The 24,830-nt window shown below is 70.6% G+C and carries 29 protein-coding genes; 16 read left to right on the top strand and 13 right to left on the bottom strand.

The genetic code is table 11. From position 1 onward, the window contains the following. The first annotated feature begins 37 nt into the window (after positions 1-37). From fdxA to ACQP2X_RS45200, 9 genes are all read left to right on the top strand, one after another. Complete coding sequence (gene fdxA, locus ACQP2X_RS45240) at positions 38-355, top strand: ferredoxin (RefSeq protein ID WP_498655411.1); 318 nt, start codon at positions 38-40, stop codon at positions 353-355. Next, complete coding sequence (dapC, locus tag ACQP2X_RS45235; protein WP_498692345.1) at positions 352-1,443, top strand: succinyldiaminopimelate transaminase; 1,092 nt, start codon at positions 352-354, stop codon at positions 1,441-1,443. The genes fdxA and dapC overlap by 4 nt, the downstream gene beginning before the upstream one ends. A gap of 86 nt (positions 1,444-1,529) precedes the next feature. Next, complete coding sequence (locus tag ACQP2X_RS45230; RefSeq protein ID WP_498692344.1) at positions 1,530-1,844, top strand: hypothetical protein; 315 nt, start codon at positions 1,530-1,532, stop codon at positions 1,842-1,844. After that, complete coding sequence (locus ACQP2X_RS45225) at positions 1,841-3,655, top strand: hypothetical protein (RefSeq protein ID WP_498692343.1); 1,815 nt, start codon at positions 1,841-1,843, stop codon at positions 3,653-3,655. Before ACQP2X_RS45230 ends, ACQP2X_RS45225 begins: the two co-directional genes overlap by 4 nt. 53 nt (positions 3,656-3,708) lie before the next feature. Beyond that, a complete protein-coding gene (locus ACQP2X_RS45220) occupies positions 3,709-4,752 on the top strand; it encodes a S8 family serine peptidase (RefSeq protein ID WP_498692342.1) in 1,044 nt (347 codons plus the stop codon). Positions 4,753-4,851: 99 nt separating this feature from the next. Continuing rightward, the gene (locus tag ACQP2X_RS45215; protein ID WP_498692341.1) at positions 4,852-5,616 is read left to right on the top strand and encodes a hypothetical protein; all 765 of its coding nucleotides are present in this window, start codon (positions 4,852-4,854) and stop codon (positions 5,614-5,616) included. A 19-nt stretch (positions 5,617-5,635) separates the two neighbouring features. Further along, a complete protein-coding gene (locus ACQP2X_RS45210; protein WP_498692340.1) occupies positions 5,636-6,232 on the top strand; it encodes a hypothetical protein in 597 nt (198 codons plus the stop codon). 10 nt (positions 6,233-6,242) lie between these two features. Next, entirely contained in the window at positions 6,243-6,881 is a 639-nt protein-coding gene (locus ACQP2X_RS45205) for an SIMPL domain-containing protein (RefSeq protein WP_498692339.1), read from the top strand. 48 nt (positions 6,882-6,929) lie between these two features. After that, positions 6,930-8,249, top strand: coding sequence for a DUF4407 domain-containing protein (locus ACQP2X_RS45200; RefSeq protein WP_498692338.1), 1,320 nt, complete (start codon positions 6,930-6,932; stop codon positions 8,247-8,249). Here ACQP2X_RS45200 and ACQP2X_RS45195 read toward each other — a convergent pair. The 6 genes from ACQP2X_RS45195 to ACQP2X_RS45170 form a co-directional block, all read right to left on the bottom strand. Further along, entirely contained in the window at positions 8,242-9,237 is a 996-nt protein-coding gene (locus tag ACQP2X_RS45195; RefSeq protein ID WP_498692337.1) for an SDR family oxidoreductase, read from the bottom strand. The genes ACQP2X_RS45200 and ACQP2X_RS45195 overlap by 8 nt on opposite strands. Before the next feature lie 36 nt (positions 9,238-9,273). Then, positions 9,274-9,927 carry a hypothetical protein gene (locus tag ACQP2X_RS45190; protein ID WP_498692336.1) on the bottom strand — a complete coding sequence of 218 codons (654 nt, stop codon included), beginning with the start codon at positions 9,925-9,927 and terminating at the stop codon, positions 9,274-9,276. 420 nt (positions 9,928-10,347) lie between these two features. After that, on the bottom strand, positions 10,348-11,055 hold the full coding sequence (locus tag ACQP2X_RS45185; protein WP_498692335.1) for a hypothetical protein: 708 nt from the start codon (positions 11,053-11,055) through the stop codon (positions 10,348-10,350). Further along, entirely contained in the window at positions 11,052-11,525 is a 474-nt protein-coding gene (locus ACQP2X_RS45180) for a hypothetical protein (protein ID WP_498692334.1), read from the bottom strand. The genes ACQP2X_RS45185 and ACQP2X_RS45180 overlap by 4 nt, the downstream gene beginning before the upstream one ends. 73 nt (positions 11,526-11,598) lie before the next feature. Further along, positions 11,599-12,078, bottom strand: a complete 480-nt coding sequence (locus ACQP2X_RS45175) for a hypothetical protein (protein ID WP_498692333.1) — start codon at positions 12,076-12,078, stop codon at positions 11,599-11,601. Between the two features lie 425 nt (positions 12,079-12,503). Beyond that, the gene (locus ACQP2X_RS45170) at positions 12,504-12,899 is read right to left on the bottom strand and encodes a RidA family protein (protein ID WP_498692332.1); all 396 of its coding nucleotides are present in this window, start codon (positions 12,897-12,899) and stop codon (positions 12,504-12,506) included. Positions 12,900-12,930: 31 nt separating this feature from the next. Between ACQP2X_RS45170 and ACQP2X_RS45165 the strand changes: the two genes are divergently transcribed. Further along, a complete protein-coding gene (locus ACQP2X_RS45165; RefSeq protein ID WP_498692331.1) occupies positions 12,931-13,653 on the top strand; it encodes a class I SAM-dependent methyltransferase in 723 nt (240 codons plus the stop codon). Beyond that, the gene (locus tag ACQP2X_RS45160) at positions 13,650-14,402 is read left to right on the top strand and encodes an SDR family NAD(P)-dependent oxidoreductase (RefSeq protein ID WP_498692330.1); all 753 of its coding nucleotides are present in this window, start codon (positions 13,650-13,652) and stop codon (positions 14,400-14,402) included. Before ACQP2X_RS45165 ends, ACQP2X_RS45160 begins: the two co-directional genes overlap by 4 nt. Here ACQP2X_RS45160 and ACQP2X_RS45155 read toward each other — a convergent pair. From ACQP2X_RS45155 to ACQP2X_RS45135, 5 genes are all read right to left on the bottom strand, one after another. Further along, positions 14,399-15,439, bottom strand: a complete 1,041-nt coding sequence (locus ACQP2X_RS45155) for an IS630 family transposase (protein ID WP_498692329.1) — start codon at positions 15,437-15,439, stop codon at positions 14,399-14,401. The genes ACQP2X_RS45160 and ACQP2X_RS45155 overlap by 4 nt on opposite strands. A 126-nt stretch (positions 15,440-15,565) precedes the next feature. After that, positions 15,566-16,273, bottom strand: coding sequence for a carbon-nitrogen hydrolase family protein (locus tag ACQP2X_RS45150; protein ID WP_498692328.1), 708 nt, complete (start codon positions 16,271-16,273; stop codon positions 15,566-15,568). 29 nt (positions 16,274-16,302) lie between these two features. Beyond that, complete coding sequence (locus ACQP2X_RS45145; protein WP_498692327.1) at positions 16,303-17,043, bottom strand: class I SAM-dependent methyltransferase; 741 nt, start codon at positions 17,041-17,043, stop codon at positions 16,303-16,305. A gap of 133 nt (positions 17,044-17,176) precedes the next feature. After that, complete coding sequence (locus tag ACQP2X_RS45140; protein WP_498692326.1) at positions 17,177-18,241, bottom strand: DNA polymerase III subunit beta family protein; 1,065 nt, start codon at positions 18,239-18,241, stop codon at positions 17,177-17,179. A gap of 46 nt (positions 18,242-18,287) precedes the next feature. After that, positions 18,288-18,884, bottom strand: coding sequence for a LysE/ArgO family amino acid transporter (locus tag ACQP2X_RS45135; protein WP_498692325.1), 597 nt, complete (start codon positions 18,882-18,884; stop codon positions 18,288-18,290). A 69-nt stretch (positions 18,885-18,953) separates the two neighbouring features. Here ACQP2X_RS45135 and ACQP2X_RS45130 point away from each other — a divergent pair, with 69 nt between their 5' ends. After that, positions 18,954-19,766, top strand: a complete 813-nt coding sequence (locus tag ACQP2X_RS45130) for a LysR family transcriptional regulator ArgP (RefSeq protein ID WP_498701259.1) — start codon at positions 18,954-18,956, stop codon at positions 19,764-19,766. Here ACQP2X_RS45130 and dapD read toward each other — a convergent pair. Next, a complete protein-coding gene (dapD, locus tag ACQP2X_RS45125) occupies positions 19,763-20,704 on the bottom strand; it encodes a 2,3,4,5-tetrahydropyridine-2,6-dicarboxylate N-succinyltransferase (protein ID WP_498692324.1) in 942 nt (313 codons plus the stop codon). The genes ACQP2X_RS45130 and dapD overlap by 4 nt on opposite strands. 75 nt (positions 20,705-20,779) lie before the next feature. Between dapD and dapE the strand changes: the two genes are divergently transcribed. Continuing rightward, positions 20,780-21,859 (top strand): succinyl-diaminopimelate desuccinylase, encoded by a 1,080-nt coding sequence (gene dapE / locus ACQP2X_RS45120; protein ID WP_498692323.1) that lies wholly within the window; start codon positions 20,780-20,782, stop codon positions 21,857-21,859. Here the strand turns inward: dapE and ACQP2X_RS45115 are convergent. Continuing rightward, a complete protein-coding gene (locus ACQP2X_RS45115) occupies positions 21,856-22,044 on the bottom strand; it encodes a hypothetical protein (protein WP_498692322.1) in 189 nt (62 codons plus the stop codon). The two genes, dapE and ACQP2X_RS45115, sit on opposite strands and share 4 nt — an antisense overlap. A 180-nt stretch (positions 22,045-22,224) precedes the next feature. Here ACQP2X_RS45115 and ACQP2X_RS45110 point away from each other — a divergent pair, with 180 nt between their 5' ends. From ACQP2X_RS45110 to ACQP2X_RS45100, 3 genes are all read left to right on the top strand, one after another. Further along, the gene (locus tag ACQP2X_RS45110; RefSeq protein WP_498655387.1) at positions 22,225-22,992 is read left to right on the top strand and encodes an LOG family protein; all 768 of its coding nucleotides are present in this window, start codon (positions 22,225-22,227) and stop codon (positions 22,990-22,992) included. A 1-nt stretch (position 22,993) separates the two neighbouring features. Beyond that, entirely contained in the window at positions 22,994-23,539 is a 546-nt protein-coding gene (locus ACQP2X_RS45105; RefSeq protein ID WP_498692321.1) for an LOG family protein, read from the top strand. Positions 23,540-23,785: 246 nt separating this feature from the next. Beyond that, the gene (locus ACQP2X_RS45100; protein WP_498692320.1) at positions 23,786-24,808 is read left to right on the top strand and encodes a LacI family DNA-binding transcriptional regulator; all 1,023 of its coding nucleotides are present in this window, start codon (positions 23,786-23,788) and stop codon (positions 24,806-24,808) included. Positions 24,809-24,830 lie beyond the last annotated feature (22 nt).

Below are 24,830 nucleotides of genomic sequence, written 5' to 3'. Positions count from 1 at the left end.
GGCGGTGAGCCGTGCGAGGCTTTGGAGGGAAAGACCCGTGACCTACATCATCGCTGAGCCGTGCGTCGATGTGCTCGACAAGGCGTGCATCGAGGAATGCCCCGTCGACTGCATCTACGAGGGCAACCGGATGCTCTACATCCACCCCGATGAGTGTGTCGACTGCGGGGCCTGTGAGCCGGTCTGCCCGGTTGAGGCGATCTTCTACGAGGACGACGTCCCGGAGCAGTGGAAGGACTACACGAACGCGAACTACGAGTTCTTCGAGGACCTCGGCTCGCCCGGCGGCGCGGCCAAGGTCGGCAAGATCGACAAGGACTCGCCGTTCATCGTCTCCCTCCCGCCGAAGGCTTGAGCGCGCTTTCCGCGGCCCTGCCGGACTTCCCCTGGGATCTCCTGGAGCCCGCCAAGGCCAAGGCCGCCGCTCACCCCGACGGGATCGTCGACCTCTCGGTCGGCACCCCGGTCGACCCGGTTCCCGAGCTGATCCGGCGCGCCCTCGCGGGCGCGTCGGACGCTCCCGGATATCCGCTGACCGCCGGCACCCCGGCGCTGCGCGCGGCGATCGGTGACTGGCTGGCCCGCGCCTGCACAGCGTCGGGCACCCTGGGCGTGCTGCCCACGATCGGCTCCAAGGAGCTCGTGGCCTGGCTGCCCACGCTGCTCGGCGTCGGGCCGGGCGACGTCGTGGTGATCCCGTCGGTCTGCTACCCGACATACGAGGTGGGTGTCCGCCTGGCCGGCGCGACAGTGATCCGCTCCGACTCGCTGACCGCTGTCGGTCCCACCCCGCGCGTGAAACTGATCTGGATCAACTCGCCGTCCAACCCGACCGGCAAGGTCCTCCCGGCCGAACACCTGCGCAAGGTGGTCGACTGGGCGCGCGAGCGCGGCGCCGTGGTCGCCAGCGACGAGTGCTACCTCTCCCTCGGCTGGGAGACGCGGCCCGTCTCGGTGCTCGACGACGCGGTCACCGGCGGCGACTACACCGGCGTGATCGCCGTGCACTCGCTCTCCAAGCGCTCGAACCTGGCGGGATATCGCGCCGGCTTCGTGGGCGGCGACCCCGCACTGGTCGGCGAGCTGCTCGCGGTCCGCAAACACGCCGGCATGATCGTTCCGGCGCCGGTCCAAGCCGCCATGATCGCGGCGCTGGGCGACGAGACGCACGTGAGCGAGCAGCGCGCCCGATATGCCGAACGCCGCGAGTCGCTCCGGGCCGCCCTGACGAAGGCCGGCTTCGAGATCAGCCACTCGGAAGCGGGCCTCTACCTGTGGTCGACCCGCGGCGAGGACAGCTGGCAGACCGTGGACTGGCTCGCGGAGCGCGGGATCCTGGCCGCTCCGGGAGCGTTCTACGGGCCGGCGGCGGAGAAGCACGTACGGATCGCGTTGACCGCGACCGATGAGCGGGTCGCGGCCGCCGTCAAGCGCCTGAGCTGATCTTCCCGCCTTTTTGGGCGCCCTAGTTCGACAGTGGCCGCTACGTTGGTTGCGTTGCGAGACGACGTAACTACGGGGAGGCGGCCGTGGGTGACGGCATTCGCGTCGAGAGCGACGGTCTGACGGCATTTTCCGGCAAGGTCCACGACGACACGTCCCGGACCATCGAGCCGGGCTACGCGGACGCCCGGGTCTATCTCGATTCGGGCGTACGCTTCGGCGCGAACAACGCGGGCGGTGGGGTGCACGCCGCCAAACAGAGGTACGCGGAAAGCCTGCGCGCCTCGTCGGCGAACATCGTGGAATACATGCGCGCGGCCCGGGAGCTGGCCGACGCGGCGACGGCGGTGGCCGCGATCTTCGACAGCACCGATCTCAGGGCGAAGGAACGGGCGTCATGAGCGGCGATTGGTGTACGAACTGGGCGGCCTACAACACGCCGCGGCTGTGGTCGATGGTGATGAACGAGGACGACCCGCTGGCCCGCTCCCAGGTGGGAGCGTGGAGGCGCCTGGCGGGGTCGGTCCGCGGTGAGAGGGACGCCCTGGTGGCGGCCCGGGCCGATCTGGTGGCGGCGTGGCCGCCGGAGGAGAACGCGTCGGCGGCGGCTTTCGTCAACCAGATCGACAACTTGATCGCGAGGCTCGAGACGGCGTCGGCCGACGCGGAGACGACGGCGAACGGGCTGGACAACATCCTGAACGCGCTGGCGGGGGCCAAGGAGCGGATAAGGCCGCTCTGGGAGCAGTACAAGGACAAGAGCAGCGACGTGGTGCCCCGCTGGTTCGACAGTGCCGAGGACGAGATCGACGAACAGGCCCGTCAGCACATGATCGACGCGGAGCGCGCGGTCGCGGACGCCGTGGCGATGTTGAAGGTGCCGCCGGCGTTCGAGTTCCACATCGAGGACGTCAAGGAGTGGCCGCCGGCCGGGGGCGGTTCGGCGAGGCTTTCGCCGGGTGGCGGGATCGACGTGTTGGTGCCGCACGAGCCGGTGCCGCCGCTGCCGGGCCGGGAGGCGACGTTGCCCGATGGCGCGGGGGCCGGTGCTGGAGCGGGCGTCGGGTCTGGGGCTGGCGTCGGTGGTGAGGCGGGTGCTGGCGCTGGGGCGGGTGCAGGAGCTGGCGTTGGTGCTGGAGCTGGCGTCGGTGGGGGATCCGATGCTGGAGCGGGCGCGGCGATCGGCGGCGGCGGGGTTGGGTCCGGAGCCGCGGGTGGTGGCGGCGGCCCTGACCTGGCCGGCGTGATCAATCCGCCGGGCTCCGGCGGTGAGGCCGGGCCGATATCGGGTGGCGGTCTGTCCGTCAGCGGGACACAGCTTCCGGGCGGGGTCATACAGGTCCCGGGATTGCTGCCGGGCGCGGGTGGAGGTTCGATCATCGGCGGTGGCCTGGGGCGAGCGCCGAGTTCCACGTCGGCCGGTTCCGGTGCTGGCCGTGCGCCGCTGCCCTCCGGTGCGGTGATCGGCGAGATCGGAGGCGGTCAAGTCGGTGGCGTGGGCCCGGGGCTCACCGGAGTGGCCGGGCGCGGCGCGGGCGTCGTGCCTGTCACCGGTGGACGTCGAAGCCGATCCGATCGCCGATCAGCTTCCCACCCGGACGAACTGGTCAGCGGTGGCGGGGGCGTTTCCGGCTCCGCGGCGACGGGGGCGCCGATCGGAGGACCGGTCAGCGGTCGGCCGGGCGCTCTCCGGTCTGGCGGCGTGCAGTCCGGCCCAGCCGGGTCCGGTGGCGTGCTGCCGGGTGCAGGCCGGTCCGGTGTGATGATGCCGGGCGCAACCCGGTCCAGCGGGGTGGTGCCGGGCGCTACTCGGGCCGGCGGGGTGGTGCCGGGCGCTACTCGGGCCGGCGGGGTGGTGCCAGGCGCTACCCGGGCCGGCGGCGTGCTGCCGGGCGCTACCCGGGCCGGTGGCGTGCTGCCGGGCGCAGGCCGACCCGGTGGCGTCCGGCCCGGCGGAGGGCGGTCCGGTGGTGAGCCTGTTCCGCGGCCTTCGTGGCTGCCGGATGATCCGGTGGGGCCCGAGCGTCACCAAACGGCCGCCGGCGGCCCGGCGCACAGTGGCAACCGTCGTGGGCGGGACTCCGGTGAGCGGGCCCGATTCGAGCCGGACAGTGCCTGGCGGGTCGCCGAGGGTGTCGCGCCGGTGATCTCCCCGGGTGAGGACGACGACTGGCACGACCCGGGGCCGAACGTGATCGGCCGTCGCGGGTGACCGGGCCCGCCCGTCGGTCCATCGTGGGTGGTTCTTTCGCGCGTTCTGGCGCCATGGCCGGAGCTGTGCTGCTTCTCGTGTTGTTCGGCGGGGCGCCGGCCCGCGCCGATGTCTGGCGCGATCGTCAGTGGTACTTCGCGCCCATGAAGCTGGCCCAGGCGCAGAAGCTCGGCCGGGGCGGTGCCGGTGTGACCGTTGCCGTGATCGATACCGGTGTCGACGCACGGCATCGTGACCTGCGCGGAGCCGTCGTCGGTGGGCGCTACACGCCCCGGGACGAGCCCGCCGGCAATGTGATCAGTGGCCCGCACGGCACCGCCATGGCCGCCCTGATCGCCGGGCGGGGGCACGGTGACGGGGACGGCATTCTCGGTGTGGCGCCGCGCAGCAAGGTCATGCCGATACGACCCGTGATGGATCACGCGCTGGTCGTCGAGGGGATCGAGTGGGCGATCGCGCACGGCGCCAAGGTGATCAACATGTCGTTCGAGCTGGAGTCGGACGGGACGTTGCAGCGGGCGGTGGCCAAGGCCGTGGCCGCGGACGTGGTGCTGGTGGCGGCGGCCGGCAACGAGAACCGGGGTGTCAGCGAACCGGCCCGCTATCCGGGTGTGATCGCGGTGGGCTCGGTGGGGCGCGACAACAAGGTCACCGGTTTCTCCAACCACGGGCCCGAGCTCGACGTCGTTGCCTACGGCGTCGACATTCCGGTGGTCCGGCCCGGCGGTGAGTACGCGGTCACGAACGGCACCAGCGTCTCGTCGGCCATCGTCGCCGGCGCGGTGGCGCTGGTTCGGGCGCGTTATCCGGACATGTCCGCGAGCGAGGTCGTCGACCGGATCACGGACACCGCCGTCGATCGCGGGCCCAAGGGGCGCGACGACCGGTACGGGGCGGGGCAGCTCGATGTGCTGGCCGCGCTGACCGCGAAGCGTGCTCCGAAAAGCGTGAGCCCGGCGCCGAGGATCGTGAGCTCCATTCCGGAGCCGGCAATCGACGACAACCCCCGGCCATCGCTGATCGTGATCACGGGATCACTCCTGCTGAGTGCCATTCTGATTCTGACGCTCCTGCTCCGGAAACGCCGAAACTCCTGATCAAGACCCGGATCGGATGATCGGGGGCGATTCGTGGGGTCGAATGGGTGCCGGGTTCTGCGCTACTCTCGGTGTCAGCCGGAGATCGGGGGAGCGCCGGTGAACTCATTCGCCCATGCACCACGCAAAGCGGATAACGATGTACGCCTCGCCGACGCGTGGCGGTTCGTGTCCGATGTCGAGTCGGCGCTGAGCCATGCGCAGCGCATCACCGGGCCGGACCGGACGGGCACCGCCTGGGCGGTGGTCGACTCGGTGGGCCGGTTCGTCGACATCGGACTGCGGCCCGGCTGGTGGGAGGCCCTGGGCCCGGACGGCGTGGCCGCCGGCCTGCTCGAGGCCCTGGAATCGGCCCGCCTGAAGGCCGCCCTGGTCCCGCTGCTGCTGCGCCGCAACGGCGAGCCACAGAGACGAAACGGCGAGCCGCGGGAGAGAAGCGGCAAGTCGCAGGAGCCGGGCGGCGAGCTGTGGGGACAAAGCGGTGAGTCGCGGGAGCAAAGCGGCGAGCCGCAGCAGCGAAGCAGCGTGCCGCGAATGCGAAGCGGCGAGCGGCAAGACCTGCCGGATCTGCCGCCGCCCGAGGCGGCCGATTTTCTGGACGCCGCTCGTGGTCGTATCGCCGAGGCGTATCGGCTGATCGACGAGGCCGGTAAGCGGATGCGGGAGCAGCAGGCCACCCGCGTGATCGCCGGCCCGCGCGGGCTGTTCCGGTTGTACGTGCGTGGTGAACGGATCGAGCGGGCCGAGGCCGGCCCCCAGCGGCCGGTGGCCGGCGACACCGACCGGCTTGTCGCCGACGCCCGCGACGCACTCGCCGAGCTGGCCCGGGGCCGCGACAACTCCCTGGCGTCATGGCGGCTGTGATGTGGGAGGAGGCGCGACGATGACGGCCGAGAGCGCCGCCGCCACCCTTCGCGAAGCCACCGAGCTCGTGCACGAGACGGCGGGGCGGCTCGGTGACGCCTGGCAGCAGTTCGCCGAGTCGGTGCGCGATCTGATCCGGCGGGCCCGGCTCTTCCTTCGTGAGGACGGCGTCTGGTCGGCCGTCGTCCGCGATCTGCCCACCGATGTCGCCGAGGCCATCGCCGCGATCGACGGGCTGCTGGGCCGCCTCCGGCCCGGCGTCGACCGGATCATCGAGGTGTTGCGGGCCGTCGCCGGCCGGGCCACCTCCGTGTTCTCGCTGGTCGAGACCGCTGTCGCGCAGGGGAGTGAGATCGCCGGGCGGTTCGGGGGCCGGGCCGGGTCTATCTCCCGGTGGCTGGGGAGTGTCGGTGGCGGCCAGGTGGCGTACGTCGTCGATCTCGGCCATCTCGGCGCCGAGCTGACCGGTCAGTTCGTCGGCGCCGCGATCGAGGCTGATGAGACCTCGGCCGCCAGCCTGCCGGCGTACGCGGGAAGCCTGCGGCGTCTCGCCGACCGGGTCGACGCCGATCTTCAGCGGCTGATGGGTGAGGCACGTGTCGCCGACCTTCGATAGCGTCTCGTCCATGAGCCAGCAACCGACGATCGTGGTCCGCGGCGAGGCGTTCCGCGAGGTGCCGCCCGAGCAGGCCGTCATCTCCGTGACCGTGTCGGCCCGTGACCGTGACCGCGAGACCGTGCTCAGCCGGCTGCTCGACCGTGCCGCCGAGTTGCGGGCCGCCCTGGCCGGTGAAGACAGCGAGAGCGGTGCCGTTCAGGTGTTTCCCGAGCTCAAGCGTGGCAGTGAGCGCGTGGTGGCGTACACGGGAAATGTCGAGACCCGCGTGACCGTGACCGATTTCGAGGCCCTCGGCGCGCTCCTGCTGCGGCTGGCCGGGCTCGAGTTCGCGTCCGTCTCCGGGCCGTGGTGGCAGCTGCGGCCGGGCAGCAAGGCCGGTGGCGAGGTCCGGCGCGAGGCGATCGCCGACGCTCTGGCCCGCGCCCGGGAATACGCGGCGGCGGTCGGCGCCCGGGTCGACCGGCTGGTCGAGATCGCGGACGAGGGTGTGGGCGGCGGCCCGATGATGTTGATGCGCGGCGAGACGGCCGCTTTCGACATGGCCGGCGACCCGGACCGTGGGTTCGAGCTCGACCCGCAGCGGCAGACCGTGCAGGCCGCGGTCACGGTCCGGGTCACGATCACCGAGCCCGACCTTTCGGCATAGAAGCGAAAACCGTCCGGAGAACCACCCTTTTAGGCGAGACTGATCGGCATGCCGAAGGGCCGCGGAGACGTCCTGCTGCGGGTGGCCAACGTCAACCCGGACAGCGTGACCACACACACCGACCGGGTTCTGTACTCCGCGATCGGTGCCTTCATCCTTCTCTACTTCGTGTACGCCACGCTCGGTGGCGCCGCCTTCATCGACGCGGGCTCCAACTACCAGCATCCGTGGTATCGCTGGCTGGTCGGCCCGATGGTCGCGGCGGGGGTGGTGGCGTACGACCGGGCCGTGGTGGGCCGGGTGTCGATCAGCTACGAGCGGCTCGACTCGACCGACCCTCAGCACTTCCTCAAAAAGCCGACGATCGGCCTGTACGCGGGCCGGCTCGGCCTGGCCCTGCTGTTCGCCGTGCTCATCACCGAGCCGCTGATGCTCTCCCGCTATCAGGGCGAGATCGACGCCCGGCTCAACGAGGTCCACAACCAGCAGCTCAGCCAGATGGACAAGAGCGGCGTCATCGGCACGTACACCGGGCGGCTGGGCGAGCTCAAGCGTGAGACGGCCGCCGACGACGCCGCGGTGCGCGACCTGACCGACCGGGCCGCCCAGAAGCGGCACGACGCCCGCGCCCTCTACGACCAGGCTCTCGCCGACTCGGCCGGCGACGGCGTGTCCCGGGCCGCCGGATGCCCGAGCGGCGGCTACTGCGACACGCTGGTGAAACGCTCACGCTCGCTCGACACCGAGGCGGCCACGCTCGACAAGCAGGCCGGGGCCCTGCTCGACACCCAGCGCACGGCCCGCGAGGCCCGCAACGCCGAGCAGGTGGAGCTGACCGGGCGAATCGCCGAGCAGCGGGCCCTGAACACCGAGTCGGTCCGTGACAACGCCGGCTTCGGCGCGCGCACCGCCGCCATGTGGCATCTGGTGACCACCGACTTCTGGGGTGTCGGCGTCTTCTACATCGGCATCATGCTGCTGCTGGTGGCGCTCGACTGCGCCGCCGTCGGGCTCAAGTTCGCGTCCAAGGGCAACGCCTACGAGCGGAACGAGGCCCGGGTCGCCCGCCGCCACGAGCACGAGGCCACGCTGCTGCACGAGCGCGGCATCCAGGACGCCCGCACCTACGGCGACGCGATGGCGCGGGTCGTGGCCGAGAGCATCGAGGCGGCCGCCCACGACGAGGAGGTGGCGCGCACCTCGGCCGAGCGGGCCGGCGAGGTGCTGCGCCACTCGGTGGTGGTGCCGCACGAGGTCCACGAGCTGGCCGCGCACGACGGCAAACACCACCGCTCGCTGCGCAGCGAGCTGTTGCCACCGGAGCACGAGCACGACGGCCGCCACCGCCGCAACATTCGCGCTATCTGAGCTTGGTGGCCGCCCACAGAGCGGCGGCGCCGGCCAGCCCGGCGGCGACCAGGCCGTGGTGCTGCGACAGCCAGAGCTGCGCGCTGCGGGACTTGGCCTGGTCGTCGAAGGCGCCGTGCGCGCCCGCGTCCGGCTCGCCGCGGCCGTCGGCCGGTTCCCACAGGTTGGCGGGCTCGTCGGCCGGCCGTTTCTCGTCGGTCTGCTGGCTGTCGAAGCCGGTCCGGGCCAGATAGCGGTCGAGGATGCCGGGCGCGACCGCGTTGGCGATCAGCGTGCCCACGGTCGAGCCGCCCACCCAGTATTCGCGGCGCTTCGGGTGCTCGGCCGCGTACAGGACGGCCTTGGCGGCCACCTCGGGCTGGTAGATGGGCGGGACCGGCTGGGCCTTGCGGGGCAGCCGGGACAGCACCCACCGGAACTGCGGGGTGTTCACGGCCGGCATCAGCACCATGGTCGTGTGCACGTTGCTCTTGTCGTGCAGCAGCTCGACCCGCAGCGCCTCGTTGAAGCCCTGGATGGCGTGCTTGGCGCCGCAGTAGGCGGTCTGCAGCGGGATGCCGCGATAGGCCAGGGCCGAGCCGACCTGCACGATCGTGCCGCGGTCACGCGGCTGCATGCGGGTCAGGGCGGCCCGGGTGCCGTAGACGTAGCCGAGATAGGTCACCTCGGTGGTGCGGGTGAACTCGTCCATGCCGATGTCGGCGAAGCGGGCGAAGACCGAGCTGAAGGCGTTGTTGACCCACAGGTCGATCGGGCCGAGCTCCTTCTCGATCCGGTCGGCGGCCTCGTCGACAGCGGCGTAGTCGGCCACGTCCACCTCGATCGGCAGCGGGGTGCCGCCGGCGCGGCGCACATCCTCGGCGGCCGCGTCAAGGCCGTCCGATCCGCGCGCCAGCAGAGCGACCGAGTCGCCGCGCGCCGCCAGCCGCCGGGCCACCGCCCGGCCGATGCCGCCGCTGGCGCCGGTCACTACGGAGATCCTTGTCATGCGGTGGAGGTTCCGCGATAAGGGCCCGGGGAAACCTCAATCCGAGGTCCGGCGTACGCCCGAGGCCTGCACCGGCACGGTGAAGGTGGCCCCCTCACAGGCGGCGGCGGCGTTCTTGCGCATGCTGAGCGCGGTGGTGACGGCGAAGGCGCGGACGGCGTTCTGCTCCACCTCCCAGGTCACGTCGAACCGGGGCTTGGTGAACTCCACGGCGGCGTCGACACACCCGGCATCCCGATGCTCCGGATCGGCCACGATGTTGCCGGCGCCCGCCGCGACCGAGGTGATCCGGATGGGATATCCGGTGTCGTTGGTGACCGTGACGGTCATGTTGCCGCTGCCGCCCCGCCGCAGCGGCACGTTCAGGTCGGAGCGCCCGCGCAGGGCGAGATCAACCGGTCCGGCGTCGGACACGGGCCGCGTCTCCGACCCGGTGATCTGCCAGTAGGCCCACGCCGCGCCCGCGTTGACCACGACCGCGGCCGCCGCCGCGATGCTGAGGATGGTCCGGGTGCGCCGGTCCAGCTTGGCGCTTTTCCGTACGTCACCAGGGCTGCGAACTTCCCACGTCGGCTCCTCGTGGTCGGCCGTCGCGAGCTCGACGTGCAGATCGCCGGCCCTGTTACCGTTCTTGCCACGGTCGCGGATGCCGCCTTCACGCAGTCGAGTGAGGACCTCACGCCGCATCATGACGGTGCCTCCATGTTCCGCGTTCCTCCTCGACGACCGGTGGGGACTGGTGTGTACAACGGTCCTCGACGACGCCGGGTCATGTGATCGGGATTCCGTCCGCCGTTCTGCGCGCATAAATCGCACAAGCCCGTCTGTCCGGCTTACCCCGACCGGGGGAATACCGAGGACAATGTCAGTTCACCGCCCTGACCAGCGCTTTCTCCAAAAGCGCACTTCATCGGCCCGGACGCGGCCCTAGCAGCGACAACCCAAAAGTCAAAATCCAGGGCGCCGGCCCTTGTACGAATAGATGTCGCGTTCCCGCTTCATCACCGACTTCGCGTCGAACGGACTAATTCGACCGGGCTAATCCCCACCCTGCAAAATCGATCGAGCCCTCGGCGTGGGACCCCGCCGAGGGCTCGATCATTTCCCCACCTATTCAGGAATGTCCGCCGGTGCCGAGTCGCTGGCGGACGGCTCGACCGGTTTCGGTGGCTGCTCCGAAGGGGCCGTCCCGGTGGAGGTCGGCGGCGAGTCACCGGGCGTGGACCCGGGCGTAGGACTCGTCCGCGGTACGGCCGCCGGCGTCGTGCCGGGAACAACGGCGGCCTCGGTGGTAGCTGTGGGCGCCACTGGCGTGGCGGGTGTGCTCGGCGCGGTGGTGGGCGCGGCGCGAGCGGCATCAGCGGCGGGCTGCGAAGCCTTCACCGGCGCCGGAAAGTTCAGTTTGGCGCTCTTGCCACTTTCGTCCCCGACCCAGAGCGCGAAGCGGGGAACGACCGTCCAGTACCAGCGTCCACCGGCCACCTCTTCCGCCCCGAAGGTGACCGACTCGGTTGCCTCTCCGGTGGCGGTCACCGTGCGGGAGATGCTCGGCCGAGCCGGAGTGTCGGCGCTGTACGCCGTGACCACATACCGATCCATCCGGACGTCGGGCACGATCTCCTGTGCGCTCCAGCTGACCACGGCGGCCGACGACTGCTTGGCCACGCTCGGCGTTGTTCCGCGGGGCATGGAGGGAGCTCGCATCTTCACCTGGCCGTTGCCGCTGATCGTCCATGCGGCGTTGGCCGCCATCGTGCCGGCCGCGCCGAGGCCGCCGACGACCACCGCAACCAGCAGATATCTGAGCGGCTTCCTCATCGGGCCACTCTTCCGGCAACTCCGGCCAGGGCGATGGCGAATCGGGTGTTGGAGCACTTGGGGGCGGCGTTCCTCGGCATCGTGACCGGGATGGCGCCGGGCAATGTGGTCCGGCGGCCGGGCTTGAGGATGATCGGCAGCCTTCCGGTGTAACCGCCCACTCGCAGGCTGGCCGCTGTTGCCGGGCAATCGCGGCGTGCCGTGCCGACCAGCCGGCCCTCCAGGCCGCGCAGAGCGATCGGGTGACCGTACGGATTGACCACGGTGACCTTGATCTTTCGCGTCACGCCGGGGTAGAGGCCGGTGACCGATTCGCCGGTCAGCGCGAACCTCACAGTGCCTCCGCTGTCACGGTCGCCGTGGCTGAGCAGCATGGCCTGCTCGGTCGGCGCGCCCTGCTGGCCGGAGGCGGCCACGACGCAAGCCGTGAAGAGTGTCGCGGCGGTGGTGATCGCGGTCCGCCAAGCCATCGGGATCTGCCTCATTCGCGTCGAAGGTGCGGTGCGCGGTGGGGCGGGCCGGATGCCCGCCCCACCGAGGCGATCAGTGCGGGGCGATCTCGCCGACGAGCGACGCGGTGATGGTGAAGACGGCACCGGCGCAGACGGGCATCGCCTGCTCATCCATCTTCACCTTGCCCAGCGCGACATCGGTGTGGGTTCCTGTGGCCAGGTCGATGGTGGGCACGTCGATGAAGGTCAGCTTGGCCTCGCCCGCGCCGCATCCCGCCTTGGTCGAGGTGACGTTGGTGACCGTGACGCCGGTGATCCGGACCGGGTAGTCGTTCGGGTTGTTGACGGTCGCTGTGGTGACCGCGACGGCCTTGTTCGGGTAAAGGCGGTTCGCCGGAGCGTTGCCGAGGTTCGCCGTGGCGGTGACGTTCCCGATGGTGGAGGAGGCCGCGTAGGCGGTGCCGTTGCCGCTGAACCAGCCGGAGGCGTAGGCGAAGGCGGCGGTTCCGCCCGCGACGGCCATAACGGAGCCGGCCACGATGGCGGCGGAACGCTTGGTGAACTTACGCATTGGAGTGTCCTCCTGGGACGGTCAACTTATCGCTCGTGAATGGTGTGGCCGGTGCCCCTCGGCGTTCCGGCGCTGCGACAAAGATGGCCGAATCCGTACGGAGAAACGATAGTGCTTCCGCCTGTCCTGTTCCGCACGCCAAGACAAGGGACTAGCGCCGTTCCGATGACCCCGCAAGGCTGACGCTAACGTGAGGCTTCGTGCTCTCCGCTTGCGTTCGAGATCGTTGAAAACGTTCTGAGCAGGGGAAACAGTGGGCTATCAGGTGGGTGCCATGATATCAATCAAAGTTGAGATCCACTGGGCGCGCGGGCGCCGACAATGTGAGAAAAAGGGACTCAAAATCGCGATACTTGCCACCCGGCAAGCGCACCCGGACCCTAATGAGTGATGCTATTTCCGGTGGCCGTCACCTGAAAGAGGCTTTACGCGGACGCCTCTGTCGAGGCGATGGCCTCGATCTCGACCTTGAAGGCTGGATTGACCAAGCCGGCCACCTGCACCAGCGAGCTCGCGGGCGGGCGGCTGGGGTCGATGACCTCGTCTCTCGCCGTACGGAAGGAACCCAGGTCTTCCATGTCCGTGAGAAAGACGGTCAGCTTGACCACGTCGGACATCGACGCTCCGGCGCCCGCCAGCACCGCCGCGATGTTGCGGAAGACCTGCCTCGTCTGCTCCAAGGCGTCGCCCGGGCCCACCAACTGGCCGGTCGCGTCGAGCGGGACCTGGCCCGAGACCAGCACCAGACGGCCGGTGACGGTGACCGCGTGGCTGTACCCGTTCGTCGGCGGAGTCCCCTCGGGGCGCGCATGGTGCTGCACGCGACCAACCTTAACCGCTACGGTCGGGTCCATGGCTCTGGTCTTCGGTGAGGTGGCCGCTCTCTACGACGACGTGCGGCCCGGATATCCGGACGAGCTGGGCCGGGCCGTGGCCGAGGTGGCGCCCGAGGGGAGCGCCGTGGACATCGGCGCCGGCACCGGCAAGGGCACCGAGGTGCTGGTGAAGATCCATGACAACGTCACCGCCATCGAGCCGGACGGGCGCATGGCCGCCGTTCTGCGGAAGAAATTTCCGGCGGTCGAAGTCTTGGAGAGCACCTTCGAGGAGTGGACGCCCCCGCCGGGCGGTGTCGGGCTGCTCGCCTGCGCGATGGCCTGGCACTGGATGGCGGAGGAGACCCGCAATCAGCGTGCTTTCGCCGCTCTCACTCCGGGCGGGATCCTGGCGGTCTTCGGGCACCGGTTCGGTTATGCCGATCCCGCCCAGTCCGCGGCCATCGGCGAGGTCTTCGACCGGACCGGCCGCGACGTTCCGACGCGGCCCGACCACTGGGTCGCCGCCGACGTGCGCGGCTCGGGGGTCTGGTCCCGCGTCGACGAGCTCGAGTGGCACGAAGACCTGCCGCTCAGCACCGAGGGCTACCTGGCCCTGACCCAGACGTTCTCGCCGTTCCGCCGTCATGCGCCCGCCCTGCAACGCCGGGTCCTCGACGGGCTGCGGGCGGCGATCGACGGGTTCGGCGGCACGATCACCTTGGACCTGCACACCACTCTCGTGATGGGGCGACGATGATGCTGCTCGACGACCGGAACGCGATCATCTACGGCGGGGGCGGCTCCGTCGGCGGCGCCATGGCCAAGGCCTTCGCGGCGCAAGGGGCAAAGGTCTTTCTGGCCGGCCGTACGGCATCAAGCCTGGACGAGGTCGCCACAGCGATCCGTGCGGCGGGCGGCCGGGCCGAGACCACGGTGCTCGACGCGCTGGACGAGGCGGCGGTCGACGCGCACGCGGCCGAGGTCGGCCGGATCGACATCTCGGTGAACGTGATCTCGACCTACGACGTGCAGGGCACACCGCTGGCCGAGATGGACGTCGACGACTATCTGTCCCCGGTGGCCAAGCCGTTGCGCTCGCAGTTCCTCACCACGCGGGCGGCGGCCCGCCACATGATCCCGCGCCGGCGGGGCGTCATCCTCTTCTTCGGCGGCGAGGGCGACAAGACGGCCAACCGGATGCACCGGCTCGGCGGGCTGCTGGCCGGGTTCGCGGCCGTCGAGGCGCTGCGCCGCCAGCTCGCGGCCGAGCTGGGCGAGCACGGCATCCGGGTGGTCACCCTGGCCACGTCCGGCGTCGCCGAGACGTTGCCGGACGACATGCCCGGGGCCGAGGAGATCCGCGAGATGATCACCGCGACCACGCTGCTGGGCCGGGCCGCCACGTTGGAGGACGTGGGCAACGCGGCCGTCTTCGCGGCGTCGGACTGGGCCCGCACGATCACGGGCGCCAGCATCAACGTCAGCTGTGGGGCGTTTCTGGACTAAGCACCTGGCCAGAAGTCTTGTCCGTAACCGGGTGGGAGCCAGGGTGAGGTCCAGGGTGCGGCGGTGGTGAGGTTCTGGGCGTCGGTGCGGTGTTGGAAGAACGCGTGGGCTTGGCGGATGCGATCGGCCATGGTCGCGGGAGCGGTGTTGGCGATGTGGTGTTTCATCGCGGCCCAGATCCGTTCGATCGGGTTGTCCTGGGGGCTGTAGCGGGCGCCGCGGATCAGTTGCAGGCGGGGGTGTTCGTCGAGCCAGCGCTGGGTGATGCCGGACAGGTGGGTGCCGCCGTTGTCGCAGATCACGGCCACTGTGGGCGCGTTGGGGTAGGCGTCGAGCAGTTGTTGCAGGAAGTAGCAGAACACCACGGACGCGTTCTTGACCGAGATGTGGTGGTGGACGGTGCCGGTGGCCAGGTTGATCGCGCCGTGCACGGTGCGGCGCAGGTTCTTGCCGGGGGTCATGACCCGGTGGCGCAGGCCGTGTGGCATCCAGCAAGCGCGGACGCGGGCGATCAGGTCGAGGTGGGTTTCGTCTTCGGCCAGCACGACTGATCCGGTGGGCAGTTTGGTGATCCGGTCGCGGATGTCGGCGCAGATCGTGTCGTGGTCGGGGTCGCTCTTGGCGATCAGGCGCGGGCGGGCCCAGCGGGCTTGCTCGCGTAGTCGGCGCCGCAAGGTGGACAGGCTGATCGCGGGACGGCCGAGGGCGCGCCAGAGGCGGCTGGTGGTCCAGGCTTTCGGGGTCAGCAGAAGCCGGTGGATGCGGTCGCCGAGGCGGTGGCTGCCTGTGCGGGGACGCCCGCAGCGGGGCCGGTCGGGCAGCCCTGCCAGGCCTTCGTGCTGGTGGCGGGTGATCCAGCGGCGCACGGTGACCGGGTCGTAGTGCAGCAGTTCGGCGATTTCGCCGGCGGACATGCCTGCCGCGGAGAGGATGACGATGACCATGCGGGTGGCGGTGCGCCAAGGGCCATGCAGGGCAGTAATCAGTTCGGTGTGTTGATGTGCGGACATGCGGGCGTAGACGTGCGCAGGGCGCATACTGACGGTGACCTCGTCGGGGGTTTCGGTCTGCTGTGGTAGCTGGATCCGAACCCACGACGAGGTTTTTACGTGGCTACGTCCCTCTTCCCGAGTGAGTTACGTACAGAACTTCTGAGCAGGCGCTTAGACCCGGGCGAGCTGCTCGGCGAAGAGGGTCGCCCGGGCCATCTCGCCGGGGGCGCGGCCGGCGCGGGCGGCGACGAGTCCGTCCGGCTGCCAGATGCCCGAGCGGCCGGCGGTGGCCGGGAAGGGCGGGCCGGAGGGGCCCGCGCAGGAGGCGATCGCGGTCCAGACGCCGTACGTGGTGCTGATCCGCCGTGCCCGCTCGGCCAGGACGACGTCGTCGGCCGGCTCGTCGACCACGCCGGCCACGTACGCGTCGATGCCGAGGGCGGCGGTGTCGGCCGCGTGCTGCTCGACGCCGGTGTCGCGGCAGATGCCCAGGCCCAGGCGCCAGCCGTCGACCTCGATCACCTCGGGGCCGGGGCCGGCCAGGAAACGGCCCTCGGTGTGGTGCGGGTACTGCTTGCGATAGACGACCTGCACGCCGTCGGCGTCGATGCGCAGCATGCCGATGTACGGGCCCGGCACCGGCGCGCCGACCAGCGCGACGGTGTCGGTGGCGGTACACGACTCGATCAGCGGGGTCAGCCGCGGATCATCGGGCTTCAGCAGGGGCGCGTCCAGGTCGTACCCGGTGAGCGAGAGCTCGGGGAAGACCACCACCCGGGCGGCGGCCGCGCGGACCGCGGACGCGTGCCGCGTGACGTTCGCGGCGATGTCGAGCGTGTGCACCGGCGGTTGGGCGACGGCGATGACCAGAGAGCGCATGGGGCGATCTTCCTGTGGGGGATGCGGTTCTAAGGACGTACGGCTTGGACGAGGAAACGGTGTGCGGTCACGGTCAGCCCGCCGTGCAGCCGGATGAACGTGTCCAGTCGGGCGAGAGCCTCGGCGTAGCGGCTCGGGGTGAAGTCACGGATCTGCCAGGGAAGGTCACGCAGCTGGCGGATCACGGCGCCGATGTCGTGGAAGGTGACCGGCGGTCGCTCCTCGCGCACGTCGGTCACCTCGAGGCCGGCGGCGCTGAGCGCGCCCGCCGCGACATCGGCGTTCCAGGGCTGGCGGTGGGCCGGCGGCGCGTCCAGCGCGTGGTTGAGCCCGGCCAGGTCGTCACTGCCGACCTGCTGGGTGAGGAGGCGGCCGCCGGGCCGCAGCAGGCGGACGATGTCGGACGCGGGGAGCCGCCCATGCCGGCTCAGCACCACGTCGAACTCGTCCTCGCCGCCGGGAAGCTCGGTCAGCACCGGCACGTCGAACGGCGCCAGCCTGTCCCGGGCGACGGGGGTGTTGCGCGCCCAGCTCTCCACCGCGACGGTGTGCCGGGGCAGCGGGGTCAGCTCGGCCAGCAGCTCGCCGCTGCCGGTGTCGAGATCGAGCAGCGAGCCGGCGTCACGCAGGAGGGTGCGGGCCAGCGACGGATAGGACCAGGTCGGCTCGGAACCGACGTGGCGACCGTCCAGCCAGGCGAACTCCCAACCGGTGGCGCGCTCGCCGACGGCCGGGCCGGCCGTGTCCTCGTATCGCTGACCGATGCGCACACCCCCGACGGTAGCCACTGTCCCTGTGCGCTACGCAGGGGGTGTGACATGGCTCAAAGCAAGATTGCAGCCTTCAGGCAGGTTAAGGGCGGCTGGCGGGGTGGTCGGATGGGGTTAACCGGGCGTTAAATACTCAGACCTCCGCGGTGTACCGGACCGGCATCAGAATCGAGAACCGGGAGTCGTCGCCCGGGACGCGGACGGCCAACGGCTTGATCGGGCCGTCCAGTTCCAGGACCAGCTGGCCGGCGTTTCCGGCGTCGAGAGCCTGGAGCAGAAAGTCACGATTCACCGCTACGTGGGTCTTCGCGTCGTCGACCCACTCGCTTTCCGGGACCGGCCGCACGCCACCGGCCGCGTCGAGGCCCAGGACCGTGACCTCATAAGCCCGGCCCTCGTGCTCACGGGTCACCGTGGGGCTGGCCGCCACCGCCGAGCGCAGGGCGGCCGTGTCGACCGTGACCCGGCGGGCCGGGTCGGCCAGGCCGCCGAGCAGACGCCGATGATCGGGGAAGTCGAGGTCGAGCGGCTTGCCGTCGATGGCGTCTCCGCCGGGCAGCTCGACCCGGACGTCGGCCGGGGCCAGGTCGAGCACGACCGGGCCGTGGGTCAGGCGAGGCCGCAGGCCGTCGAGGAAGTCCAGCGGCAGGACGGCCCGGGCCGGCGGGCCCTCGACGGTGGCGGCGACGCCGGCCACGGCCATGCGGAAGCGGTCGGTCGCGACCAGGGTGAGCTCGTCGCCGGTCACGTCGAACAGCACGGTGCCCAGCATCGGCAGCGTCGGGTCGGCCGACGCGGCGAAACGGACGGCGTCGATCGTGGCGGCCAGGGCGGCGCCGGGCAGGGTGAGGCGGGTCATCAGATGCTCCTCCAGGTCGAGCAGGGCGTGGATGCGCAGGAGCTCACGCTTCGCGTCGGCCAGACCGTCCTCGAGCCGCCGCCGATGGTGATCGAGCCGGCGGCGTACCGAAGAAGGATCTTGAAGCTCGCGGACGGCCTGGGCGATCTCCGCCACCGGCATGCCGACCCGGCGCAGGCCGGCGATCAGCCGTGCCGCCCGCACCTGCTCGTCGGCATAGCGGCGATAGCCCGTCGCCGGATCGACGCCGGCCGGGACGAGCACGCCCGCCCCGTCGTAGAACCGGAGCGCGCTGACGCTGAGCCCACTGGCCCGGGCCACCTCGCCGATGCTCCGCATGTCTCCTCGCACCTCTGAGAACCTGGTGCCTCGACCTGGTCGAGGGTCAACCCGCCACCAGTGTCACCGCGACCGCGAGCATCACCAAGGCGATGAAGCCGTCCAGGATCCGCCAGGCGGCGGGACGGGCCAGCAGCGGGGCCAGGCGGTGGGCGCCGGCGCCGAGGGCGGTGAACCAGACGACGCTGGCGGCGGCCGCCCCGGCGCCGAACAGCCAGCGGTGCGGATGTTGCTGGGCAACCGAGCCGAGCAGCAGCACGGTGTCGAGGTAGACGTGCGGGTTGAGATAGGTCAGGGCCAGGCAGGTGAGCAGGGTCGCGCCGAGGGCGGCGGGGGCGCGCTCGGCCGGGGTCAGCGCGGCCGGGCGCAGCGCGCGGCGGGCGGCCAGCACGGCGTACGTCACCAGGAAGGCCGCGCCGACCCAGCGGATGACCGTCACCGCGTCGGGGCGCGCGGTGACCACGGCGCCGAGCCCGCCGATGCCGGCCAGGATCAGCAGCAGATCGGAGAGCGCGCAGACCAGGACGACGGCGAGCACGTGCTCACGGCGCAGGCCCTGGCGCAGGACGAAGGCGTTCTGGGCGCCGATGGCGATGATCAGGACGGCGGACGCGGCGAAACCGGCCAGGGCGGAGGTGAGCACATTCTCGACGGTAGGAGTGCTCAGGACCGTACTCAAGCTAAAGATTTTGACGTTGCATTAGATTCTCTAATCATGGACTTCGCTCAGTTGGCCACGTTCCAGGCGGTCGTCGACTCGGGCAGCTTCGAGGCGGCGGCCCGGCAGCTGCATGTGACGCCGTCGGCGGTGAGTCAGCGGATCAAGGCGCTGGAGCGGTCGGTGGGCCAGGTCCTGGTCCGGCGGGCCAAGCCTTGTGTGGCGACGCCGGCCGGTGAGGCGCTCGTGCGGTTCGCCGGGCAGGTGGCGCTGCTCGAGCGGGAGGCGCTGAGTCAGGCCCGCGACGGCACCCGGGTGTCGATCGTGGTGAACGCGGACTCGCTGTTGACCTGGTTCCTGCCGGCCCTGGCCGAGGTGCCGGGGCCGCAGTACGAGCTGCACACCGATGATCAGGACTACACGGCCGATCTGCTGCGGTCGGGGACGGCGATGGCCGCGGTCACCGCCGATCATGTCGCCGTGCAGGGGTGCCGGATCGAGTCGCTGGGCGCTATGCGGTATTTGCCGGTGGGGCGGCCAGGCGCGGAGGCGTTGATCGTCTACAACCGTAAGGATCAGTTGCAGCACCGGTTCATGGCGGCCACCGGAATGCCCATGTCGGATTTGTCTATCCATTACGTCCCAGCGGCATCGGCCTTCGTCGAGGCGATCAAGCTCGGCCTCGGCTGGGGGATGGTGCCGTCATCGATCGCCACACCAGGCATCGAAGCCGGGCACTATGTCCAATTATTTCCGGACAAGTTCCTCGACGTGCCGCTCTACTGGCAGTACTGGCGAATCGGATCAGAGGTGCTGGAAGAACTGACGGCCGCCGTCAAGACAGCGGCCGTCAGCGCGCTGATCTAGTCGTTGGCGTGCAGAGCGGCGTTCAGCTCGATGCCCGTGCCCTTGCGCGGCCGCGCCTCGAGCGCCCCGGTCACCGAGTTGCGCCAGAAGAGCAGGTTGTCGAGGCCGGAGAGCTCACGCGCCTTGACCACCCGGCCGTCCGGCAGGGTCAGCTTGGAGCCGGCCGTGATGTACACGCCGGCCTCGACCACGCAGTCGTCGCCGAGCGAGATGCCGATGCCCGCGTTGGCCCCGATGAGGCTGCGCTCGCCGATGCGCACCTTGTCCTTGCCGCCACCGGAGAGCGTGCCCATGATGGACGACCCGCCGCCGATGTCGGAGCCGTCGCCGACCACGACGCCCTGCACGATGCGGCCCTCGACCATCGAGGTGCCCAGCGTGCCCGCGTTGAAGTTGATGAAGCCCTCGTGCATGACCGTGGTGCCCGGGGCCAGGTGGGCGCCGAGGCGCACCCGGTCGGCGTCGGCGATCCGCACGCCCGACGGGGTCACGTAGTCGGTCATCCGCGGGAACTTGTCCACGCCGTAGACGGCCAGGTGGCGGCCGGCCGCTCGCTCCAGGAAGCGCAGCTCGTCGACCCGGTCGGCCGGGCACGGGCCGGCCGAGGTCCAGGCCACGTTGGCCAGCGCGCCGAAGATGCCGTCGAGATTGAGCCCGTTCGGCACCACCAGGCGGTGCGAGAGCAGGTGCAGCCGCAGGTACGCGTCGGACGCGTCCTTGATCGGGTCGGCCAGCGAGCCGATCGTCGTGCGCACCTCGACCGTCGACAGGCCGGGCAGCGCCCGGGGCCCGGTCAGCCCGGCCGGCAGCACCGGCGGCTCGGCCGGGAGCTCGCCGAGTCCGAGGAAGGGGAACCAGGTGTCCAGGACCTGGCCATCCGCGGTGACGGTGGCGAGGCCGATGCCCCAGGCGGGGGAGGTCGAGATCGCAGTTTCCACGGCCGAAACTCTACTGGGCGTGACGAGGATCGTAAGTCGATGGGTGATTCACTTCCGGCCGGTATCGTGCGGCCTATGGCCAACCCCCTGACCCCGGACGTGTTGGTCGACCCCGTGCAGCTCACCCGCGCCCTGGTCGACGTCGAGTCCGTCTCCCGCAACGAGCGGCAGATCGCCGGCTACGTCGAAGAAGTCCTCCGCCAGATGCCCCACCTCAGCGTCGACCGGCTCGGCAACACGGTGATGGCCCGCACCGATCTGGGTCGTGACCAGCGGGTGGTCCTCGCCGGCCACCTCGACACGGTGCCGCTGAACGACAACTTCCCGTCGACCGTCGTCGACGACCTCATCTACGGCTGCGGCACCTCCGACATGAAGTCGGGCGTCGCCCTCGCGCTGCACCTGGCGGCCACCCTGCCCGACCCGGGTTACGACATCACCTACCTCTTCTACGAGGCCGAGGAGATCGACTCCCAGTTCAACGGCCTGCGCCTGGTCGCCGAGGAGCGGCCGGACTGGCTGCACGCCGACTTCGCGGTGCTGCTGGAGCCGACCTACGGCGTGGTCGAGGCGGGTTGTCAGGGCACGCTTCGGGTGCGCGTACGCACCACGGGCCGCCGGGCCCACACGGCGCGGGCCTGGCGTGGGGTCAACGCGATCCACGCGGCCGGCGAGGTGCTGCGGCGACTCTCGGATTACCGGGCCCGCACGGTCACCATCGACGGTTGTACGTTCCGTGAGGGGCTCAGCGCCGTCCGCATCTCCGGCGGTGTCGCGGGGAACGTCGTGCCGGACGAGTGCGTCGTCGAGGTCAACATGCGCTTCGCCCCCGACCGCACGGAGAAGCAGGCGCTGGAACACGTGCACGAGGTCTTCGAGGGCTTCGACGTGGAGCTGACCGACTCGGCCCCGGGCGCGCTGCCCGGCCTGACCGCGGAGCCGGCGCGCGAGTTCCTGGCCGCCGTCGGCGCCGAGCCGGCGGCCAAGCTGGGCTGGACCGACGTGGCGCGGTTCGCGGCGCTGGGCATCCCGGCCCTCAACTACGGACCGGGTGACCCGCTGCTGGCCCACGCGCCGGACGAGCACGTCGAGATCGGCAAGATCCGCGACGGCGCGGCGACGCTGCACCGCTGGCTGGCCTCCGCCGACTTCTAGGCGTTCTTGATCCGCACCCGGCCGATGGCGGGAGCCGCCGGCAACGCCATCGGCGGGATCTCGATCGTCTCCTCGGGATCGGAAGCGGCTCCGGCGCCGAACGCCATCCGCCGCTCCTCGACCACCAGTCGGATGCGCCGCTGCATGCGGCGCTGCATCTTCAGGCGTTCGTATCGGGTCGTCACGGTGGCTCCTTAAGCCCGGGTGGCCGTGCGTGCCGCGAGAGATTTCGGTAACTGTACAGACGCATGAGAGCTACCGTCCGTTGCTTCAATCTGGCAAAAAGGTCGGCGGCCCGCAATCCTCTTACCGAAACCCACCCGGTTGTTCACCGGGTTACTGACCGTCCGCACTACCTTTTAGGCATGACGGACAGCACCAACGGGCGACGCCAGGGCGGGGCGGAGCGTCATCGCGGCGCGGTCACCCTGCGCCGCGAGTCGATTCCACCGAGCACCGCCGACGAGAAACTCCTCGATTCCCATCACCGGCGCGAGTGGAAGACCAAGGACGCGTGGCGGGCGCTGCGCATCCTGTCCGAGTTCGTCGAGGGCTTCGACACGCTGGCCGATCTGCCGCCCGCGGTGAGCGTCTTCGGCTCCGCCCGCAGCACCCCCGAGAGCCCCGAGTGCGAGCTCGCGGCCGACCTGGGCGCGGCCCTGGCCGAGGCCGGATACGCGGTGATCACCGGCGGCGGCCCGGGCGTGATGGAGGCGGCCAACCGCGGCGCCACCGAGGCCGGCGGCATGTCGATCGGGCTCGGCATCGAGCTGCCGTTCGAGCAGGGCATCAACGACTGGGTCGACATCGGCATCGACTTCCGCTACTTCTTCGTCCGCAAGACCATGTTCGTGAAGTACGCCCAGGCGTTCGTCGTGCTGCCCGGCGGCTTCGGCACCCTCGACGAGCTGTTCGAGGCGATCACCCTGGTGCAGACCAAGAAGGTCACCCGCTTCCCGGTGATCCTGATGGGCACGCAGTACTGGTCCGGGCTGTTCGACTGGCTCAAGGGGACGATGCTGGCCGACGGCAAGATCAGCGAGGTCGACCTGGAGCTGCTGCGTCTCACCGACGACGTCGACGAGGCGGTCCAGATAATCGTGGACGCCGACGCGGCGAACGGGAAACGCTGACGTGGCGGCCATCGGCGTCTTCTGCGCTTCCTCCAGCACCCTCGAACAGAAGTGGCTCGACCTGGCCACCCGTACCGGGCTCGAATTGGGGGCACGCGGCCACTCGCTGGTCTCCGGCGGCGGCTGCGTCGGCATGATGGGCGCGCTGGCCGACGGGGCCCGGGCCGGCGGGGCACACACCCTCGGCGTGATCCCGCAGTCGCTGGTCGACCTCGAAGTGGCCGACCTGGCCTCCGACGAGCTGATCGTCACCAGCGACATGGGCGCCCGCAAGAACATCATGATCGAGCGGTCGGACGCGTTCATCACTCTGCCCGGCGGTCTCGGCACGCTCGACGAGCTCTTCGAGGTGTGGACGACCTCGACGCTCGACCTGCACGACAAGCCGATCGTCCTTCTCGACCCCGACGGCTTCTACGACGGGCTGGTCGCCTGGCTCGGCCAACTGGCCGACACGGCGTTCGTCCGCTCGGCCGCCCTCGAACGGGTGATCATCGCGAAATCGATCGGTGCCGCCCTGGACGCCATCGAGGAGCACCTGGCGTAAGGCGTCCCGCCGGGCGGGTGTCACCACACCCACCCGGCGGGACCAGGGCCCCGGCGAGCCCGCCGGTGGACGGGGCGCGCCGAGCGCGTTCTCACCGGACGCGCCGGCGCGCTCGCGCCGGCCACCGGCGGCGTCGCGCTCGCCGGGGGCTGAATGCGTTTAGCCCGACCGTGCTCCTGCGCGGCCCCGGCGTCAATAGATGTCGATCAGTGGTTTCCGTTTGGCGGGTCGTGGTTGACTGCCGTCATGCCCCCGCAACGGGCGACCCTCATGCAGGTCGCACAGCGGGCCGGCGTGTCCCGCAGCACGGCCTCCTTCGTCCTGGCTGGACGCCACGTGGACATGAGGATCTCCGAAGACGCCCGGCAACGGGTCCTCCGGGCGGCCCAGGAGCTGGACTACCGGCCCAACTTGATGGCACGCAGCCTGCGAACGAAGGTGACCAGGACGATCGCGCTGGTCTCGGACACGCTGGCCTCCGACCCGTACGCGGGACGGGCCATCCAGGGCAGCCTGGCCGCCGCCGTCGCCCAGGGCAACCTGCTCTTCATCGGCGAGACCGACGGCGACCCGGTGGTCGAGGAGAAGCTGATCTCCGACTTCCTCGACCGGCAGGTCGACGCGTTCATCTACGCGAGCATGTTCACCCGCTTCGTGCGCGTGCCCAAGCTGCTCAAGGACCGTCCGGTCGTGCTGCTCAACTGCCTGACCCGGGGCGCCCGGCCGGCCCAGCACCAGATCATCCCCGACGAGCTGACCGCCGGGGCCGACGCCGCCCGGACCCTGCTGCGGGCCGGCCACCGGCAGCGCATCCATCTGGTCGGCACACCCGCGACGAAGGTCTTCGCCGGCCGGGAACGGCTCGCGGGCATCCGGGCGGCGCTGGCCGACGAGGGCGTCAAACTGGCCGGCGTCGTCGAATGCGACTGGTGGCCCGACTCGGCGTACGAGGCCGTCTCCCAAGCTCTCGAGGACGGTTTCGCCCCGAGCGGGCTCATCTGCCTGAACGACCGCATCGCCCTCGGCGCCTATCAGGCCCTGCGTGACGCCGGCCGCTCGGTGCCGCGCGACGTGTCGGTGGTGTCGTTCGACGACTCCGAGCTGGCCGCGTGGCTGCGCCCGCAGCTGACGAGCATCGCGCTGCCGCACTATCAACTGGGTTGGGAGGCAGTTCAAACCCTTCTGGGTCCCGTACGCGACCCCGCCGTCACCCGCCTGCCGATGCCGGTCCGCATGCGCGCGTCGGTCGGCCGACCGCCCGGGGAATAACGTCATACCCTCGTGGTTTCCT

The sequence above is a fragment of the Actinoplanes sp. CA-131856 genome, assembly GCF_050956135.1.
Taxonomy (GTDB): domain Bacteria; phylum Actinomycetota; class Actinomycetes; order Mycobacteriales; family Micromonosporaceae; genus Actinoplanes.
This window is presented reverse-complemented; position numbering and strand designations above follow the sequence as displayed.

Excerpts from the sequence above, each read along its gene's own strand:
- ACQP2X_RS45225 (WP_498692343.1), top strand. The coding sequence starts at position 1,841 with ATGAGCGGCGATTGGTGTACGAACTGGGCGGCCTACAACACGCCGCGG.
- ACQP2X_RS45220 (WP_498692342.1), top strand. The coding sequence starts at position 3,709 with ATGGCCGGAGCTGTGCTGCTTCTCGTGTTGTTCGGCGGGGCGCCGGCC.
- ACQP2X_RS45210 (WP_498692340.1), top strand. The coding sequence starts at position 5,636 with ATGACGGCCGAGAGCGCCGCCGCCACCCTTCGCGAAGCCACCGAGCTC.
- ACQP2X_RS45205 (WP_498692339.1), top strand. The coding sequence starts at position 6,243 with ATGAGCCAGCAACCGACGATCGTGGTCCGCGGCGAGGCGTTCCGCGAG.
- ACQP2X_RS45200 (WP_498692338.1), top strand. The coding sequence starts at position 6,930 with ATGCCGAAGGGCCGCGGAGACGTCCTGCTGCGGGTGGCCAACGTCAAC.
- ACQP2X_RS45195 (WP_498692337.1), bottom strand. The coding sequence starts at position 9,237 with ATGACAAGGATCTCCGTAGTGACCGGCGCCAGCGGCGGCATCGGCCGG.
- ACQP2X_RS45190 (WP_498692336.1), bottom strand. The coding sequence starts at position 9,927 with ATGATGCGGCGTGAGGTCCTCACTCGACTGCGTGAAGGCGGCATCCGC.
- ACQP2X_RS45185 (WP_498692335.1), bottom strand. The coding sequence starts at position 11,055 with ATGAGGAAGCCGCTCAGATATCTGCTGGTTGCGGTGGTCGTCGGCGGC.
- ACQP2X_RS45180 (WP_498692334.1), bottom strand. The coding sequence starts at position 11,525 with ATGGCTTGGCGGACCGCGATCACCACCGCCGCGACACTCTTCACGGCT.
- ACQP2X_RS45175 (WP_498692333.1), bottom strand. The coding sequence starts at position 12,078 with ATGCGTAAGTTCACCAAGCGTTCCGCCGCCATCGTGGCCGGCTCCGTT.
- ACQP2X_RS45165 (WP_498692331.1), top strand. The coding sequence starts at position 12,931 with ATGGCTCTGGTCTTCGGTGAGGTGGCCGCTCTCTACGACGACGTGCGG.
- ACQP2X_RS45160 (WP_498692330.1), top strand. The coding sequence starts at position 13,650 with ATGATGCTGCTCGACGACCGGAACGCGATCATCTACGGCGGGGGCGGC.
- ACQP2X_RS45155 (WP_498692329.1), bottom strand. The coding sequence starts at position 15,439 with ATGCGCCCTGCGCACGTCTACGCCCGCATGTCCGCACATCAACACACC.
- ACQP2X_RS45150 (WP_498692328.1), bottom strand. The coding sequence starts at position 16,273 with ATGCGCTCTCTGGTCATCGCCGTCGCCCAACCGCCGGTGCACACGCTC.
- ACQP2X_RS45140 (WP_498692326.1), bottom strand. The coding sequence starts at position 18,241 with ATGCGGAGCATCGGCGAGGTGGCCCGGGCCAGTGGGCTCAGCGTCAGC.
- dapE (WP_498692323.1), top strand. The coding sequence starts at position 20,780 with ATGGCCAACCCCCTGACCCCGGACGTGTTGGTCGACCCCGTGCAGCTC.
- ACQP2X_RS45110 (WP_498655387.1), top strand. The coding sequence starts at position 22,225 with ATGACGGACAGCACCAACGGGCGACGCCAGGGCGGGGCGGAGCGTCAT.
- ACQP2X_RS45100 (WP_498692320.1), top strand. The coding sequence starts at position 23,786 with ATGCCCCCGCAACGGGCGACCCTCATGCAGGTCGCACAGCGGGCCGGC.